This window comes from Pseudomonas hunanensis, from assembly GCF_013393325.1.
Lineage (GTDB): Bacteria > Pseudomonadota > Gammaproteobacteria > Pseudomonadales > Pseudomonadaceae > Aquipseudomonas > Aquipseudomonas putida_P.
Genome location: NZ_QJRC01000098.1, coordinates 407,012 through 422,271 on the forward strand (window position 1 = coordinate 407,012; position 15,260 = coordinate 422,271).

Consider the following 15,260-nt stretch of genomic DNA (forward strand, 5'->3'; position numbering starts at 1 on the left):
CGGTCCGGCGGACGTTCCGCGGTGAGTCATGCACGCAAGACTCACGACGGGCTGCCCGCCGTGGTTTCTTATAATTAACGCTTCTTACGGTTGGCCACGTGAATGGCGCCGCCATTCACTGCCAGCGCTGCTTCATGCAACGCTTCGGACAGGGTCGGATGGCTGAAGACCATCATGCCCAGATCCTCGGCACTGGTGCCGAATTCCATTGCGATTGCGCCCTGCTGCACCAGTTCGGCAGCCGATGGGCCAATCACGTGTACACCCAGGACGCGGTCGGTCTTGGCATCGGCGATGACCTTGACGAAACCACCGGTGTCGTTGGCAGCCATCGCACGGCCGCTGGCCGCGAACGGGAAGGTGCCCACGTTAACCTCAACGCCCTCGGCCTTCAAGGCCTGTTCGGTCTTGCCGACCCATGCGATTTCCGGGTGGGTGTAGATAACCGACGGGATCAGGTCGTAGTTCATCTGGGCCTTGTGGCCTTTGATGCGCTCGACCACCATGATGCCCTCTTCCGACGCCTTGTGGGCCAGCATCATGCCGCGTACCACGTCACCGATGGCGAACACGCCCGGAACGCTGGTGGCACAGTGATCGTCGACGAAGATGTAGCCACGCTCGTCGATGGTCACGCCGCTGTCGGCAGCCAGCAGATCGGTGGTCACCGGGCGACGGCCGACCGCGACGATCAGCTTGTCGAAGGTGATCTTCTGCTCGCCTTCGGCGTTGGTGTAGGTGACTTCGACTTCGTTGCCGTTGACTTTCGAGCCGGTGACGCGAGCGCCCAGCTTGATGTCCAGGCCTTGCTTGGTCAGGGTCTTCTGGGCTTCTTTCGACACAGCGGTGTCGGCAGCCATCAGGAAGGTGTCCAGGGCTTCCAGGACAGTGACTTCAGCACCCAGACGAGCCCATACCGAACCCAGCTCCAGGCCGATCACGCCAGCACCGATAACGCCCAGGCGCTTCGGTACGGTCTGGAATTCCAGGGCGCCGGTGGAGTCGACGATGACGTTCTGGTCGACCGGGGCCGGTGGAATGTCGATCGGGCGCGAGCCGGAAGCCAGGATCACGTTCTCGGCTTCGATGACTTCGGTGGTGCCGTCAGCCTTGGTGACTTCGACTTTTTTGCCAGCCAGCAGCTTGCCGTGGCCCTGGATCGAAGTAACGCCGTTGGCCTTGAACAGGGTGGCAACGCCACCGGTCAGGTTCTTGACGATGCCAGCCTTGCGGCCAACCATCGCGGCGACGTCCATCTTCACTTCGCCAGTGGAGATACCGTGGACGTTGAAGCTCTCTTTGGCTTCCTTGTATTTCCAGGAGCTGTCCAGCAGCGCCTTGGAAGGAATGCAACCTACGTTCAGGCAGGTGCCGCCCAGGGCCAGCTTGCCCTCGGCGTCGGTGTACTTCTCGATACAGGCAGTCTTCAGACCAAGTTGGGCAGCCTTGATGGCAGCCACATAGCCGCCAGGACCTGCACCAATCACCACTACGTCGAATTTCTGGGTCATAAAAGATTCCTTATCAGCTACAAGCTACAAGCCGCGAACCGCGCGGCATGGCTTCTTGCGAAGCCAAGGCCGGCACGGTACGCAGCCAGAGGGTTAGATGTCCAGCAGCAGGCGAGACGGATCTTCCAGCAGGTTCTTGATGGTGACCAGGAAGGTTACCGCTTCCTTACCATCGATCAGGCGGTGATCGTAGGACAGTGCCAGGTACATCATCGGGCGAATCACGACCTGACCATTGACGGCCATCGGGCGCTGGATGATGTTGTGCATGCCGAGGATCGCGGCCTGCGGCGGGTTGACGATCGGGGTCGACATCATCGAACCGAAGGTACCGCCGTTGGTGATGGTGAAGGTACCGCCGGTCATTTCTTCGATCGACAGTTTGCCGTCACGGGCTTTCTTGCCGAAGGTGGCAATGCCGTTTTCGATTTCAGCCAGGCTCATCGACTCGGCGTTGCGCAGTACCGGGACCACCAGGCCACGGTCGCTGGAAACCGCAACACCCACGTCAGCGAAGCCGTGGTAGACAATGTCGTTACCGTCGATCGAGGCGTTGACAGCCGGGAAGCGCTTCAGGGCTTCGGTGGCGGCCTTGACGAAGAACGACATGAAGCCCAGGCGTACGCCGTTATGGGTCTTCTCGAACAGGTCCTTGTACTTCGAACGCAGGGCCATGACTTCGGTCATGTCGACTTCGTTGAAGGTGGTCAGCATGGCCATGTTCGACTGGGCTTCGACCAGACGCTCGGCGATCTTGGCACGCAGGCGAGTCATCGGCACGCGCTTCTCGGTGCGGTCGCCAGCGGCGACGACAACCGGTGCAGCAGCGGCAGCAGGCTTGGCAGCCGGTGCAGCGGCAGGGGCCGACTTCTTGTTGGCAACGGCAGCCACCACGTCTTCCTTGGTGACGCGACCGCCTTTGCCAGTACCGGCAACGGTAGCCAGGTCGATGCCGTTTTCTTCAGCCAGCTTGCGCGCGGCCGGGGCAGCAACCGGGTCATCTTCGCCAGCATCAGCGGCAGCAGCGGCCGGAGCAGCAGCAGGCGCGGCAGCTGCGGCTGGAGCGGCGGCAGCACCGCCTTCAACGATCGAACCCAGCACTTCGTCGGACAGGACGGTGTCGCCCTCGCCCTTGACGATGTCGCCCAGCACGCCATCGGCGGTAGCCAGAACTTCCAGGACAACCTTGTCGGTCTCGATGTCGACGATCAGCTCGTCACGCTTGACGGCTTCGCCCGGCTTCTTGTGCCAGGTGGCAACGGTGCCATCGGCAACCGATTCCGGGAAGGTTGGGGCTTTGATCTCGATAGCCATTATCAGTGTTTCCTTAAATTCGGTTTCAGGTGCGCGAAGGCGTTAGACAGTGAAGGCGTCTTGCAGCAGTTTTTCCTGCTGTTCGGCGTGCTTCGAAGCGTAACCACAGGCTGGCGCGGCAGAAGCGTCGCGACCGGCGTACTCCAGGACCAATGCCTTGTTGTGGCGGCCCAGGATACGGCGCATGTGATGCTGACTGCTGTACCAGGCGCCCTGGTTCATCGGCTCTTCCTGGCACCATACGGCGTGCTTGAGGTTGCTGTATTGCGCCAGGATTTCGACCAGGTCGTCCTCCGGGAACGGGTACAGCTGCTCGAGACGCAGGATGGCGATGTCTTCACGGCCTTCGGCACGGCGTTTTTCCAGCAGGTCGTAGTAGACCTTGCCGCTGCACAGCACCAGGCGCTCGACCTTGGCCGGATCGATTGCGTCGATTTCCGGGATCACGGTCTGGAACGAGCCTTCTGCCAGGTCTTCCAGCGTCGAGATGGCCAGTTTGTGGCGCAGCAGCGACTTCGGCGTCAGGACCACCAGCGGCTTGCGCAGCGGACGGATGACCTGGCGACGCAGCAGGTGGTAGATCTGTGCTGGGGTGGTCGGTACGCAGACCTGGATGTTGTGCTCGGCGCACAGCTGCAGGTAACGCTCCAGACGCGCGGAGGAGTGCTCCGGGCCCTGCCCTTCATAACCGTGTGGCAGCAGCATGGTCAGACCGCACAGGCGGCCCCACTTGTGCTCACCGCTGGTGATGAACTGGTCGATCACCACTTGTGCACCGTTGGCGAAGTCGCCGAACTGGGCTTCCCAGATCACCAACGCGTTCGGCGTGGTGGTGGAATAGCCGTATTCGAACGCCAGTACCGCTTCCTCGGACAGGAACGAATCGTACAGGTCGAAACGCGGCTGGCCTGGGAACAGGTTCTGCAGCGGAATGTAGGTGCTGGCGTCCTTCTGGTTGTGCAGCACCGCGTGACGGTGCGAGAAGGTGCCACGGCCGATGTCCTGGCCGGTCATGCGGATCGGGTGACCTTCGAACTGCAGGGTGGCGTAGGCCATGGTCTCTGCATAACCCCAGTTGATCGGCAAGCCACCGGCCTGCATCTTCTGACGGTCTTCGTAGATCTTCGATACCTGACGCTGGACCACGAAACCTTCTGGCAGCTCGAGCAGCTTGGCCGACAGGTCCTGCAGGGTCTTGAGGTCGAAGCGGGTGTCGTGACGCGCGGTCCAGGCATGGCCCAGGTAAGGACGCCAGTCGACGAACAGCTCGCGGTTCGGTTCCTTGACCAGGCTCTTCACTACATGCAGGCCATTGTCCAGGGCGTTGCGGTACTCGTCGATCTTGGCCTGAGCACGCTCGGCATCGATGCGACCGGCCTGGATCAGCGCTTCTGCATACAGCTCGCGAGTGGTGCGCTGCTTGCTGATCTGCTGGTACATCAGCGGCTGGGTGCCGTTCGGCTCGTCAGCCTCGTTGTGGCCGCGACGACGGTAGCAGACCAGGTCGATGACCACGTCACGCTTGAACTGCATGCGGTAGTCGATGGCCAGCTGGGTGACGAACAGCACCGCTTCCGGGTCATCGCCGTTCACGTGCAGGATCGGCGCCTGGATCATCTTGGCAACGTCGGTGGCGTACTCGGTGGAGCGCGCGTCCAGCGGGTTGCTGATGGTGAAGCCAACCTGGTTGTTGATCACGATGTGCACGGTACCGCCGGTCTTGAAACCGCGGGTCTGCGACATCTGGAAGGTTTCCATGACCACGCCCTGGCCGGCGAATGCTGCGTCGCCGTGGATCGAGATCGGCAGCACCTTGTCGCCAACGGTGTCGTTGCGGCGATCCTGACGGGCGCGCACCGAACCTTCGACCACAGGCGAAACGATTTCCAGGTGGGACGGGTTGAACGCCATGGCCAGGTGAACTTCGCCACCGGTGGTCATCACGTTCGAGGAGAAGCCCTGGTGATACTTCACGTCACCGGAGCCCAGCTCGTTCATCTTCTTGCCTTCGAACTCGTCGAACAGCTCGCGCGGGTTCTTGCCGAAGGTGTTCACCAGGACGTTCAGGCGGCCACGGTGAGCCATGCCGATCACGACTTCCTTGGTCCCGTAGGAGCCGGAACGCTGGATCATTTCATCCAGCATCGGGATCAGGCTCTCGCCACCTTCAAGGCCGAAGCGCTTGGTGCCCGGGTACTTGGTGCCCAGGTATTTTTCCAGGCCCTCACCGGCGGTCACGCGCTCGAGCAGGTGGGCCTGCACGTCAGCGGAAAACTCCGGACGGCCGCGCACGCTTTCCAGGCGCTGCTGGAACCAGCTGCGCTGCTCGGAATCGACGATGTGGGTGAATTCGGCGCCAATGGTGCGACAATATGTCTTCTGGAGTGCATCGAAGATGTCGCGTAGGCTCGCCTCCTCTTTGCCGATGAACAGGTCGCCGGCACGGAAGGTCGTATCAAGATCGGCATTGGTCAAGCCGTAGTGATTGATCGACAGGTCTACGGGCGCAGGGCGCTGCCACAACCCCAACGGGTCGAGCTTGGCAGCCTGATGGCCGCGCATACGATAGGCCTGGATCAGTCGCAGAACTTCAACCTGCTTCTTCTCGTGTTCACTGCTCACGCTCCCGGCGGAAACCGGTTGGGCGCGGCGCTGGTTCTTTGCCAGCAGTACGAAATGGTCGCGGATTGTCGAGTGCGATACATCGGTAGCGGTGCTGCCGTCGGCTGGCAACTTCTGGAAGTAAGTGCGCCACTCTTCTGGCACAGCGTTAGGGTCGTGCAGGTAGAGTTCGTAGAGCTCTTCCACATATGCAGCGTTACCACCTGAAAGGTGGGCGCTATCCCACATGCGCTGCATCACGCTTTCTTGCATGCTTGGTCACCCTCGATTAGGGGACTGATCGGCGAGAGCCACAGCAAACCTGGAAAAGTCCGAAAACAGCGACTGAACCACGCCACTTGGATCCTGCTGATTTTCCGGGTACCAGCCCGGAAAGCCCCTGCTGGTCTCATATCTTCATAGGTAATGAACGCGGGCTTTGTGGGCCCTTGTTCGGGTTTTACCTCAGTGCGGGCTCACCACCCGCACCTCGGCTTACTGCAGGTACAACACTTTGTATCAGGTGCCGCTTTGCAGCAGCATGTTACGTACGTGACCGATTGCCTTGGTCGGGTTCAGACCTTTCGGGCAAACGTTTACGCAGTTCATGATCCCGCGGCAGCGGAATACGCTGAACGGGTCATCCAGGGACGCCAGGCGCTCCTGAGTCTTGGTATCGCGGCTGTCGGCCAGGAAACGGTAGGCCTGCAGCAGTGCAGCCGGGCCCAGGAACTTGTCCGGGTTCCACCAGAACGACGGGCAGGAAGTCGAGCAGCACGCGCACAGGATGCACTCGTACAGGCCGTCCAGCTTGTCACGATCTTCCGGCGACTGCAGGCGCTCGATGGCCGGTGCCGGGGTATCGTTCTGCAGGAATGGCTTCACCTTCTCGTACTGCTTGTAGAAGATGCTCATATCGACCACCAGGTCACGAATGACCGGCAGGCCTGGCAGCGGGCGCAGAACCAGCTTGCCGCCCTTCACCACCGCCGACAGCGGGGTGATGCAGGCCAGGCCGTTCTTGCCGTTCATGTTCATGCCATCGGAACCGCAAACGCCTTCACGGCAGGAGCGACGGTACGAGAAACCTTCGTCCTTTTCCTTGATCAGTGCCAATACGTCCAGCACCATCAGGTCCTTGCCGCCGGTATCGACGTCGAACGACTCCATTTTTGGCGCCGAGTCGGTGTCCGGGTTGTAACGATAAACTTCGACTTTCAACATAGCAGCCACCCTTAGTAAGTCCGGACTTTTGGTTCGAAGGCTGGAACAGTCTTCGGCGCAAAGTTGACGCCGCGCTTGGCAACGCGCTTCTCACCCGGGTAGTACAGGGTGTGGCACAGCCAGTTTTCGTCGTCACGGTCTTCGAAGTCTTCACGGGCGTGAGCGCCGCGGGACTCTTTACGGGCTTCGGCCGCGATGGCGGTAGCTTCGGCAACTTCCAGCAGGTTCTGCAGCTCCAGCGCTTCGATACGCGCGGTGTTGAAGGCCTGGGACTTGTCATTGATCTTGACGTTGGCGATACGGTCACGCAGACCCGCCAGCTGCTCGATACCCTTCTGCATGTATTCGCCAGTACGGAATACACCGAAGTAGTTCTGCATGCAGCTTTGCAGCTCGCGCTTCAGGCTGGCAACGTCTTCGCCAGTGGTGCGCTCGTTGAGCTTGTTCAGGCGGTTGAGGGCAACATCGATGTCGGTGTCGCTGGCGTCCAGATGCTCGATGCCGTCGCTCAGCGCCTTCTCCAGGTGCAGGCCGGCAGCACGGCCGAACACCACCAGGTCGAGCAGCGAGTTGCCGCCCAGACGGTTGGCACCGTGAACCGATACGCACGCCACTTCACCAACAGCGAACAGGCCAGGGATGATGTGATCCTTGCCTTCTTCGTCCATGGTGATGGCCTGGCCATGAATGTTGGTGGCAACGCCGCCCATCATGTAGTGGCAGGTTGGAACGACCGGAACCGGCGCGACGACAGGGTCGACGTGAGCGAAGGTTTTGGACAGTTCGCAGATACCTGGCAGGCGGCTGTGCAGCACTTCCTCGCCCAGGTGGTCCAGCTTCAGCAGTACGTGGTCCTTGTTCGGGCCCACGCCGTTGCCGGCGATGATTTCCTTGACCATGGAACGGGCAACCACGTCGCGGCCGGCCAGGTCTTTCGCGTTCGGCGCGTAACGCTCCATGAAGCGCTCGCCGTGGGCGTTGATCAGGTAGCCACCTTCACCGCGGCAACCCTCGGTGACCAGAACACCGGCGCCGGCGATGCCGGTTGGGTGGAACTGCCACATTTCGATGTCCTGCACCGGTACGCCTGCACGCAGGGCCATGCCGATACCGTCACCGGTGTTGATCAGGGCGTTGGTGGTGGAGGCGTAGATACGGCCCGCACCGCCAGTGGCCAGAACGGTGGCCTTGGACTTGATGTACATGGTTTCGCCGGTTTCGATGCAGATCGCGATCACACCGACGAAGGCGCCTTCCTGGTTTTTCACCAGGTCAACGGCATAGTACTCATTGAGGAACGTGGTACCGGCTTTCAGGTTGCCCTGGTACAGGGTGTGCAGCAGCGCGTGACCGGTACGGTCGGAAGCGGCACAGGTACGAGCAGCCTGGCCACCCTTACCGTAATCCTTGGACTGGCCACCGAACGGACGCTGGTAGATACGGCCGGTTTCGGTACGCGAGAACGGCAAGCCCATGTGGTCCAGCTCGAAGACCGCGGCCGGGCCTTCTTGACACATGTATTCGATAGCGTCCTGGTCACCGATGTAGTCGGAACCCTTGACGGTATCGTACATGTGCCAGCGCCAGTCGTCGTTCGGGTCGGCCGAAGCGATGGCGCAGGTGATGCCGCCCTGGGCGGATACAGTGTGCGAACGGGTCGGGAAGACCTTGGTGACTACGGCAGTCTTGTGGCCGCCTTGAGCCAGTTGCAGCGCTGCGCGCATGCCGGCGCCGCCGCCACCGATGATGATGGCGTCGAAGGAAATGGTTGGAATGCTAGCCATGGATCAGATACCCCAGAGAATCTGCACACCCCAGACGAAGTAAGCGAACATCGCAACGCCGCATACCGCCTGGAACAGGAAACGAATCGCAGTTGCCGACTTGCCGAACGACATAGGCGTCAGGTAGTCGGTTGCAATGGTCCACATGCCGACCCAGGCGTGAGCGCCCAGGGCAACGAGGGCCAGCAGACTGAAGATCCGCATCGCGTTGTTGGAGAACAGACCATGCCACTGGGTGTAGTCGATGCCTGGGTGGGCGACCACGTAGCCGATCAGGAAGAGGAAGTAAGCCGCGAGAACGACCGCAGAAACGCGCTGCGCCATCCAGTCATAGAGGCCCGAACGCGACAGGTTCGTGACATTGGTTACCATACCCAAACTCCCACCAGAACGATCAGCACCACGGAGATGACGATCACGATTTTCGAGCCCAGCTTGCCGCCTTCCAGCGTCTCACCGATGCCCATGTCCATGATCAGGTGACGAACACCTGCCACGAGGTGATAAAGCAGGGCGGACAGCAGGCCCCAGGTCACGAACTTGGCCAGCGGGCTGGTCAGACACGCCTTCACCTCGCCGAAGCCTTCCTCGGAACCCAGCGACTTGCCCAGTGCATAAAGCATGATGGCAAGGCCGATGAACAGGATGACGCCGGAGATACGGTGCAGGATGGACGTGTACGCAGTGACGGGGAGCTTGATGGTCCTTAGGTCTAGGTTTACAGGTCGTTGGCTTTTCACGGCTTTTTTCACACTGAAGAGCCCCTAGCGAATCAGGGCAAAGTTGTTGGTAAGTGTACTGGTCAGGTACCCACCACCCAGGGAACGGCGACCCCCAGCAGTTCGGGCTTGCAAGCCCCTGGCGGTCGGGTGCCGAGTATAGACAGTTAGGCTGCTTATGACAACGTGACGGGGTAGCCCAAATAGCGCATTGCCTTTAGCCAACAAAAGGCGTAAATGGGCGAGAATTTCGGGAAAAATCAGGCTTGAATGCCTGATTCAACAAGCCTTTAGGCAAATTGACATCTGAATTTATCCCTCTATAGTGGTGCGGGCCCTGCGTGGGGGGTCTGTCTGATGATTTCAAGCATTAATAGGAGGCCACATGGCTGACAAAAAAGCGCAGTTGGTCATCGAGGGCGCTGCCCCCGTCGAGCTGCCCATTTTAACCGGCACCGTTGGTCCTGATGTAATCGACGTCCGCGGGTTAGGGGCCACTGGTCACTTCACCTTCGACCCTGGTTTCATGGCGACCGCCTCGTGCGAGTCGAAGATCACCTACATTGACGGCGACAAAGGGATCCTGCTGCACCGCGGCTACCCGATCGAGCAACTCGCCGAACAGTCCGACTACCTCGAAACCTGCTACCTGTTGCTCAACGGCGAACTGCCGAATGCCGAGCAGAAGGCCCAGTTCGTCAGCACCGTCAAGAACCACACCATGGTTCACGAGCAGCTGAAGTCCTTCTTCAACGGCTTCCGTCGCGACGCTCACCCGATGGCGGTGATGTGCGGCGTGGTCGGCGCCCTGTCGGCGTTCTATCACGACTCCCTGGACATCAATAACCCGCAGCACCGCGAAATCTCCGCAGTGCGCCTGGTCGCCAAGATGCCGACCCTGGCCGCGATGGTTTACAAGTACTCCATGGGCCAGCCGATGATGTACCCGCGCAACGACCTGTCGTACGCGGAAAACTTCCTGCACATGATGTTCAACACCCCGTGCGAGATCAAACCGATCAGCCCGGTGCTGGCCAAGGCAATGGACCGGATCTTCATCCTCCACGCCGACCACGAGCAGAACGCCTCTACCTCCACCGTCCGCCTGGCCGGCTCGTCGGGCGCCAACCCGTTCGCCTGTATCGCCGCCGGCATTGCCGCACTGTGGGGCCCGGCCCACGGCGGTGCGAACGAAGCCGTACTGACCATGCTCGATGAAATCGGCGATGTCTCGAACATCGACAAGTTCATCGCCAAGGCCAAGGACAAGAACGACCCATTCAAGCTGATGGGCTTCGGTCACCGCGTGTACAAAAACCGCGACCCGCGCGCCACCGTGATGAAGCAGACCTGCGACGAAGTCCTGCGCGAGCTGGGCATCAAGAACGACCCGCAGCTGGAACTGGCCATGCGCCTGGAAGAGATCGCCCTGACCGATCCTTACTTCATCGAGCGCTCGCTGTACCCGAACGTCGACTTCTACTCGGGGATCATCCTCAAGGCAATCGGCATTCCGACCAGCATGTTCACCGTGATCTTCGCCCTGGCACGTACCGTGGGCTGGATCTCGCACTGGAAAGAAATGCTCTCCAGCCCGTACAAGATCGGCCGCCCGCGCCAGCTGTACACCGGCGAGCAGAAACGCGACATCGTTGCACTGAAGGACCGCAAGTAAGCTTAATGGCTGAACGCAAAAAGGCTGCCCTCGGGCAGCCTTTTTTGTTGCATTGTGGGAGCGCCGCGTTAGGCCTCAGTTCTTCTCAGCCCGCTCACGCAACCCTTTCAGGGTATTGAATGGCGCGTCGACCACGAACTTATTGGCCACCATCGCCGGCACACTACCACCGGGCTCGGTGTGCACCTGGTAGGTCACTTCCGTGCTGTCACCCTTGGGCACCAGCTTCCAGAAGCCCTCGACCTTCGCCACCCGCACGAAGCCCTTCTCTTCCGGGACATAGGTCGGCTCTTCGACCAGGTTACGGGTCAGGCTGCCATCAGCGCCCTTGACCGTGGTGACATGCAGCACGGAATCGCGCGGCGTCACTGGCCACGGCGTATTGAACTGGGTGTAGGTCCAGCTTTGATCGCCTTCATGCTTGAGCAGTTTCTGCGACTTGCACTCATGAATCCACGCGCAGGCACCGACCACGTCTTCCTGCAACGCCTGCACCTTGGCCAAAGGCGCCTTGATCAGGGTAACCCCCTGATAAGCCTTGTACTTGGAGCCGACCACTTCACTGAGGGAAACCTTGATCCCCTCCTCGTCCTTGGCCACTTGCCAATTCTCGGCCCAGGCCGCAGGTGACAGCAGAACACCCACACCACACAGCAGTGCAATACGCTTGAACGATCTCATCATGTTTATCCTTGTTGTCGAAGATCCAGCCTGTCACGCCGCCGTCATCTGCTCCCACCAACCAAGAATCCTGATTGCCTCGTCGCGATCGCTACCACACACCTCGACATCCGCCTTGAAACCACCACACACCGCCGGCCGCTCAGGCATGCCAAACAGGTCGCAGAGGTTAGCCTCAGTCAGGTGCAGGCAGCGCTCACCGGCCGGCTTGCCATTGGGCATGCGCGGCATCGCAGAAGTGATGGACGGGGCGATACAGCAGGCACCACAGCCCTCACGGCAATTCATGGCTATTCACCAAAATCAGGACTCCCTGGGACAAAACGGGACGAACGTCCCTGGATAGTAACCGCTCAAACAGGCGTTTGAAATTGCTGGCACGATGAAATCTGCCGTGACCCAGCAGTCAGTTCCACCTATTGGCGATACTCGAAATCGATGGCCGCACCTTCTACATCATGGCGGCTGTCATTGCGCAGTTGCAGTTGCATTTCGTTGTTGATCAGCCGGCCATTGAGCTGGAACGGGCTGTCGCTGGTTTCGGGCTTTTCAGTGAACATGGGCGGCAGCAAAGGTTTGCGTCGCTGGATGGGCGAAGGCGTACCCACATTCGGCTCAAGGCTGTTGACCATGTCGACTGGCAAGCTAAGGTCCAGCTTTGCCTTGGGCAGTGGCTTGCCAACCGCTTTGCTGACCGGCTTGTGTGCAGGCTTGGCCTTTTTGGTATCGGCGCGTTTTGCCGCCTGCTTCTGCGCAGGCTTGGCTGCCGCTTTTTTTGGCACCTGCTTGCCTTGGGCCGCCTGCGCCTGACTTGCCGGCTGCGCAGACAAGGCTGGGCTGCCCAGGTAGCAGAGCGGTGCAAGGCACAAGATCAGAGCAAAATGGCGTAAAGCATTCATGGCAAATGGACAGGCTGGCAGGAAAGGTGCGTATGCTCCCTGTTCCAAAGACGACTGGCAAGCCTTACAAAAGTGTGAGCGCAGGCTCCCTGCACAACTGCTGCGCCAGCAAACCAAGCGTAATCACAGCGCGCTCGGCCTCTTTGTTCCACGGAATGCCGCAATTGAGGCGGATACAGTGGTTGAACTGTTCTGTGTTACTGAATATTAACCCCGGCGCAATGCTGATACCTTGCTCCAGCGCGCGCACATGCAGCTCCTGGGTATTGACCCGCCCCGGCAGGCTCACCCAGAGAATGAAGCCACCCGTCGGCCGGGTCATCTGGGTGCCCTCAGGGAAGTGCTGTTGCACCGCCAACTGATAGGCACTGAGGTTCTTGCGATACTCCTGGCGTATGTAGCGCAGGTGCCGGTCGTAACCGCCATTTTCCAGGTAGGCTGCCACCCCCATCTGCGTCACGCTGCACGCCGAGTGCGTGGTGAAGGTCTGCAGGCGCTGAATCTCGTCCTGATAACGCCCAGCGATCATCCAACCCACGCGCACACCGGGGGACAAGGTTTTGGAGAAGCTCGAACAGTAGATCACGCGGTCCAGTCGGTCGAACGCCTTCAGCGCCTTGGTCTTGCCCTGCTCGAACATCAGCTCGCCATAGATATCGTCTTCGATGATCTGGATATCGAAGTCCGAGGCCAGGCGCAGCAATTGCTTTTGCCGTTCTTCCGGGACCGTGCCGCCCAGCGGATTACTCAGGCGCGCCGTCAGTACCAGGGCCTTGATCGACCACTGATTGGCCGCCAGTTGCAATGCCTCGAGGCTGATGCCAGTGGACGGATCGCTGGGGATTTCGATCACTTTCAGGCCCAGCAGGTCAGCCAACTGCAGCAAGCCGTAATAGGTAGGCGATTCGGCGGCGATCAGGTCTCCCGGGCGGGTCAGCACCCGCAGCGACATCTGCAGGGCATCGACACACCCATGGGTCACGATCACTTCACGCGGGTCAACCAGCACGCCGGCATCGCGCATGCGAATGGCGATCTGCCGGCGCAGCGGCTCGAAACCAGGGCTGAACATGTAGCTGAAGGCGCGAGGGCTATGGAAGCGCGTCACCTTGGCAATTTGCTGATGCAGGGCGCGCACGGGCAAGTAGTCGACATGCGGTACGGCGGCGCCGAACGGGAACACACCATCGCGGCGCGCCTCGGTCAGCACCTGCTGAATGATGCTGGCGCGCGTGACCAGGCCGGGGCGCTCCACCCGGGCAATGTCCGGGGTTTGCGCGGTCAAGGCCGGGGTCTGATGCACATAGTAGCCAGACTGCGGTCGCGCGCGGATAAGCCCCTGATCCTCGAGGTTGGCATAGGCCTGCAGCACCGTGGCATGGCTGACATTGAGCTGGGCGCTCATCTTGCGCACGGAGGGCACCCGCTCGCCTGGCTGGTAGACACCGCGACGGATGTCATCGGCCAGTTGCTGGGCGATACGCTGGTACAGCAGCAGGTTGGTCATGGCGACAGGCTCGTTGTTCTTGTACGGGGCACTGACGGTAGAGGATACCGTAACAGTTGCAAAGTGTACTGGGACAGATTGCAACATAGTCGACAATACAACAGCGTGATAGCTAGCGAAACGATCAGGCCGACAAAAAGCGGGGCCGCAATGCGACCCCTTTTTGGCAAGACTCAGCGCGCTGGCGCGAGCTTGCCCTTGTCGTCAGAAAACACGATCTCGACTCGGCGGTTCTGCGCCCTGCCCCGCTCCGAAGCATTGGCCTCGATCGGGTACTGGTCGCCATAGCCCTCCACCTGCAGGCGCTTCTCGTCGATGCCCAGGTCCACCAGCATGTCGGCCACCGATTGCGCCCGGTCGCGCGACAGCTTCAGGTTGTCCTCGGCAAGGCCAGTGCTGTCGGTATAGCCCTCGATACGCACCACGCGGCGCGGGTTGAGTTGCAGGAACTGCACCAGCTTGAGCACAGTTCGGCTGGCTGAGTTCTTCAGGTCGGCACTGCCGGTATCGAACAGCACGTCACCCAGGGTCATCACCAAGCCACGGTCGGTCTGTTCCGACGCCAACGCGGCAATCTGCGACTCGACCCACTTGCCCTGCTGCTGCACGCTGGCCAGCTTGGCCTCGCGCAAAGCCAGCTGCAGGCGCTGGCGCTCCAGGTCGAGCTTGGCCTGGCGCTCCTGGTTCAACGCCAGCTTGGCGTGCTCGCTGGCAATTTCGCTGTAGCGCTGGCTGAGATAAGCGTAATGGCGCACATCGGAACCGGTGCCGATGTAGCTGGACAAGCGCTCGGCGCGCGCCAGCGACTCGCCGGCACGGATCACGTCGCGCGGCGCACTGCGCAGCACATCGGAATCATCCTTGACCTTCTGGAAGGCAGCGCCGGCCTCATCCAGCGCGGCACTACTGCGCTGACTGGCGCAACCCTGCAAACCTGCCGCCAGCACCAGCATCGCCAGCGCAGCCAAAGGCGTACGACGCATCATGGCTGCACCTCCAGTTGCTTGCGCAGGCGCTTGACCCGCGACTGCAGCAGTTGCAGTTGCTCTTCGCTCTTCTGGTTCAGCACCTGGGCTTCGGCCAGGCGCGCATCCAGCTCGGCCTGCTCGGCGCGCATGCGCGCATCGCGGTAGTCTTCTGTAAGCATGTTGGCCTTGGCACGGGCCAGCTTGTCTTCAGCCAGTTTCAGCGTTTCGACCTGCTCGGTGGCGCCAACGGCTTTGGCCTGTTCCAGTGCCTGTTCGGAAATGCGCATCTGCTCGTCAGGGGCCGGATCATTGGCGCAGCCAGCCAGGCCGAGCACGGCCAGGGCAAGGATTAGTGGTTGGGTTCTCACGCAATCTTC

The 15,260-nt window shown here is 60.7% G+C and carries 14 protein-coding genes; 1 reads left to right on the forward strand and 13 read right to left on the reverse strand.

The genetic code is table 11. The features are described from left to right. Window positions 1-74: 74 nt before the first annotated feature. The 7 genes from lpdA to sdhC all read right to left on the reverse strand — a co-directional run bounded on the left by lpdA (window position 75) and on the right by sdhC (window position 9,186). Entirely contained in the window at window positions 75-1,511 is a 1,437-nt protein-coding gene (gene lpdA / locus DM807_RS23575; RefSeq protein ID WP_012273351.1) for a dihydrolipoyl dehydrogenase, read from the reverse strand. A 93-nt stretch (window positions 1,512-1,604) separates the two neighbouring features. Then, on the reverse strand, window positions 1,605-2,825 hold the full coding sequence (gene odhB / locus DM807_RS23580; protein WP_012273352.1) for a 2-oxoglutarate dehydrogenase complex dihydrolipoyllysine-residue succinyltransferase: 1,221 nt from the start codon (window positions 2,823-2,825) through the stop codon (window positions 1,605-1,607). A 42-nt stretch (window positions 2,826-2,867) separates the two neighbouring features. Beyond that, window positions 2,868-5,699: a 2-oxoglutarate dehydrogenase E1 component gene (locus DM807_RS23585; RefSeq protein WP_012273353.1), complete on the reverse strand. Its 2,832-nt coding sequence runs from the start codon at window positions 5,697-5,699 to the stop codon at window positions 2,868-2,870. Between the two features lie 246 nt (window positions 5,700-5,945). Beyond that, the gene (locus DM807_RS23590; RefSeq protein WP_003254212.1) at window positions 5,946-6,650 is read right to left on the reverse strand and encodes a succinate dehydrogenase iron-sulfur subunit; all 705 of its coding nucleotides are present in this window, start codon (window positions 6,648-6,650) and stop codon (window positions 5,946-5,948) included. Between the two features lie 11 nt (window positions 6,651-6,661). Beyond that, on the reverse strand, window positions 6,662-8,434 hold the full coding sequence (gene sdhA / locus DM807_RS23595) for a succinate dehydrogenase flavoprotein subunit (protein WP_012273354.1): 1,773 nt from the start codon (window positions 8,432-8,434) through the stop codon (window positions 6,662-6,664). 3 nt (window positions 8,435-8,437) lie between these two features. After that, complete coding sequence (sdhD, locus tag DM807_RS23600; protein WP_003254214.1) at window positions 8,438-8,806, reverse strand: succinate dehydrogenase, hydrophobic membrane anchor protein; 369 nt, start codon at window positions 8,804-8,806, stop codon at window positions 8,438-8,440. After that, window positions 8,800-9,186: a succinate dehydrogenase, cytochrome b556 subunit gene (gene sdhC, locus DM807_RS23605; RefSeq protein WP_008091902.1), complete on the reverse strand. Its 387-nt coding sequence runs from the start codon at window positions 9,184-9,186 to the stop codon at window positions 8,800-8,802. Before sdhC ends, sdhD begins: the two co-directional genes overlap by 7 nt. A gap of 352 nt (window positions 9,187-9,538) precedes the next feature. Here sdhC and gltA point away from each other — a divergent pair, with 352 nt between their 5' ends. Continuing rightward, window positions 9,539-10,828, forward strand: a complete 1,290-nt coding sequence (gene gltA, locus DM807_RS23610) for a citrate synthase (protein ID WP_003254218.1) — start codon at window positions 9,539-9,541, stop codon at window positions 10,826-10,828. Between the two features lie 75 nt (window positions 10,829-10,903). Here the strand turns inward: gltA and DM807_RS23615 are convergent, their stop codons facing one another. From DM807_RS23615 to DM807_RS23640, 6 genes are all read right to left on the reverse strand, one after another. Further along, window positions 10,904-11,509 (reverse strand): START domain-containing protein, encoded by a 606-nt coding sequence (locus DM807_RS23615; RefSeq protein WP_179027979.1) that lies wholly within the window; start codon window positions 11,507-11,509, stop codon window positions 10,904-10,906. Window positions 11,510-11,542: 33 nt separating this feature from the next. After that, a complete protein-coding gene (locus DM807_RS23620) occupies window positions 11,543-11,797 on the reverse strand; it encodes a YkgJ family cysteine cluster protein (protein WP_012273356.1) in 255 nt (84 codons plus the stop codon). Between the two features lie 128 nt (window positions 11,798-11,925). Continuing rightward, the gene (locus tag DM807_RS23625; RefSeq protein ID WP_179027980.1) at window positions 11,926-12,408 is read right to left on the reverse strand and encodes a hypothetical protein; all 483 of its coding nucleotides are present in this window, start codon (window positions 12,406-12,408) and stop codon (window positions 11,926-11,928) included. 64 nt (window positions 12,409-12,472) lie between these two features. Next, on the reverse strand, window positions 12,473-13,915 hold the full coding sequence (locus DM807_RS23630; protein WP_012273358.1) for an aminotransferase-like domain-containing protein: 1,443 nt from the start codon (window positions 13,913-13,915) through the stop codon (window positions 12,473-12,475). A gap of 173 nt (window positions 13,916-14,088) precedes the next feature. After that, on the reverse strand, window positions 14,089-14,901 hold the full coding sequence (locus tag DM807_RS23635) for an OmpA family protein (protein ID WP_012273359.1): 813 nt from the start codon (window positions 14,899-14,901) through the stop codon (window positions 14,089-14,091). Next, complete coding sequence (locus DM807_RS23640) at window positions 14,898-15,251, reverse strand: DUF4398 domain-containing protein (RefSeq protein ID WP_012273360.1); 354 nt, start codon at window positions 15,249-15,251, stop codon at window positions 14,898-14,900. The genes DM807_RS23635 and DM807_RS23640 overlap by 4 nt, the downstream gene beginning before the upstream one ends. Window positions 15,252-15,260: the final 9 nt, after the last annotated feature.

What these genes read in the sequence shown, in the direction of transcription:
- DM807_RS23615 (WP_179027979.1), bottom strand. Translation starts at nt 11,509, where the DNA reads ATGAGATCGTTCAAGCGTATTGCACTGCTGTGTGGTGTGGGTGTTCTG.
- lpdA (WP_012273351.1), bottom strand. Translation starts at nt 1,511, where the DNA reads ATGACCCAGAAATTCGACGTAGTGGTGATTGGTGCAGGTCCTGGCGGC.
- DM807_RS23625 (WP_179027980.1), bottom strand. Translation starts at nt 12,408, where the DNA reads ATGAATGCTTTACGCCATTTTGCTCTGATCTTGTGCCTTGCACCGCTC.
- DM807_RS23635 (WP_012273359.1), bottom strand. Translation starts at nt 14,901, where the DNA reads ATGATGCGTCGTACGCCTTTGGCTGCGCTGGCGATGCTGGTGCTGGCG.
- DM807_RS23620 (WP_012273356.1), bottom strand. Translation starts at nt 11,797, where the DNA reads ATGAATTGCCGTGAGGGCTGTGGTGCCTGCTGTATCGCCCCGTCCATC.
- DM807_RS23585 (WP_012273353.1), bottom strand. Translation starts at nt 5,699, where the DNA reads ATGCAAGAAAGCGTGATGCAGCGCATGTGGGATAGCGCCCACCTTTCA.
- sdhA (WP_012273354.1), bottom strand. Translation starts at nt 8,434, where the DNA reads ATGGCTAGCATTCCAACCATTTCCTTCGACGCCATCATCATCGGTGGC.
- odhB (WP_012273352.1), bottom strand. Translation starts at nt 2,825, where the DNA reads ATGGCTATCGAGATCAAAGCCCCAACCTTCCCGGAATCGGTTGCCGAT.
- DM807_RS23630 (WP_012273358.1), bottom strand. Translation starts at nt 13,915, where the DNA reads ATGACCAACCTGCTGCTGTACCAGCGTATCGCCCAGCAACTGGCCGAT.
- gltA (WP_003254218.1), top strand. Translation starts at nt 9,539, where the DNA reads ATGGCTGACAAAAAAGCGCAGTTGGTCATCGAGGGCGCTGCCCCCGTC.
- sdhD (WP_003254214.1), bottom strand. Translation starts at nt 8,806, where the DNA reads ATGGTAACCAATGTCACGAACCTGTCGCGTTCGGGCCTCTATGACTGG.
- DM807_RS23590 (WP_003254212.1), bottom strand. Translation starts at nt 6,650, where the DNA reads ATGTTGAAAGTCGAAGTTTATCGTTACAACCCGGACACCGACTCGGCG.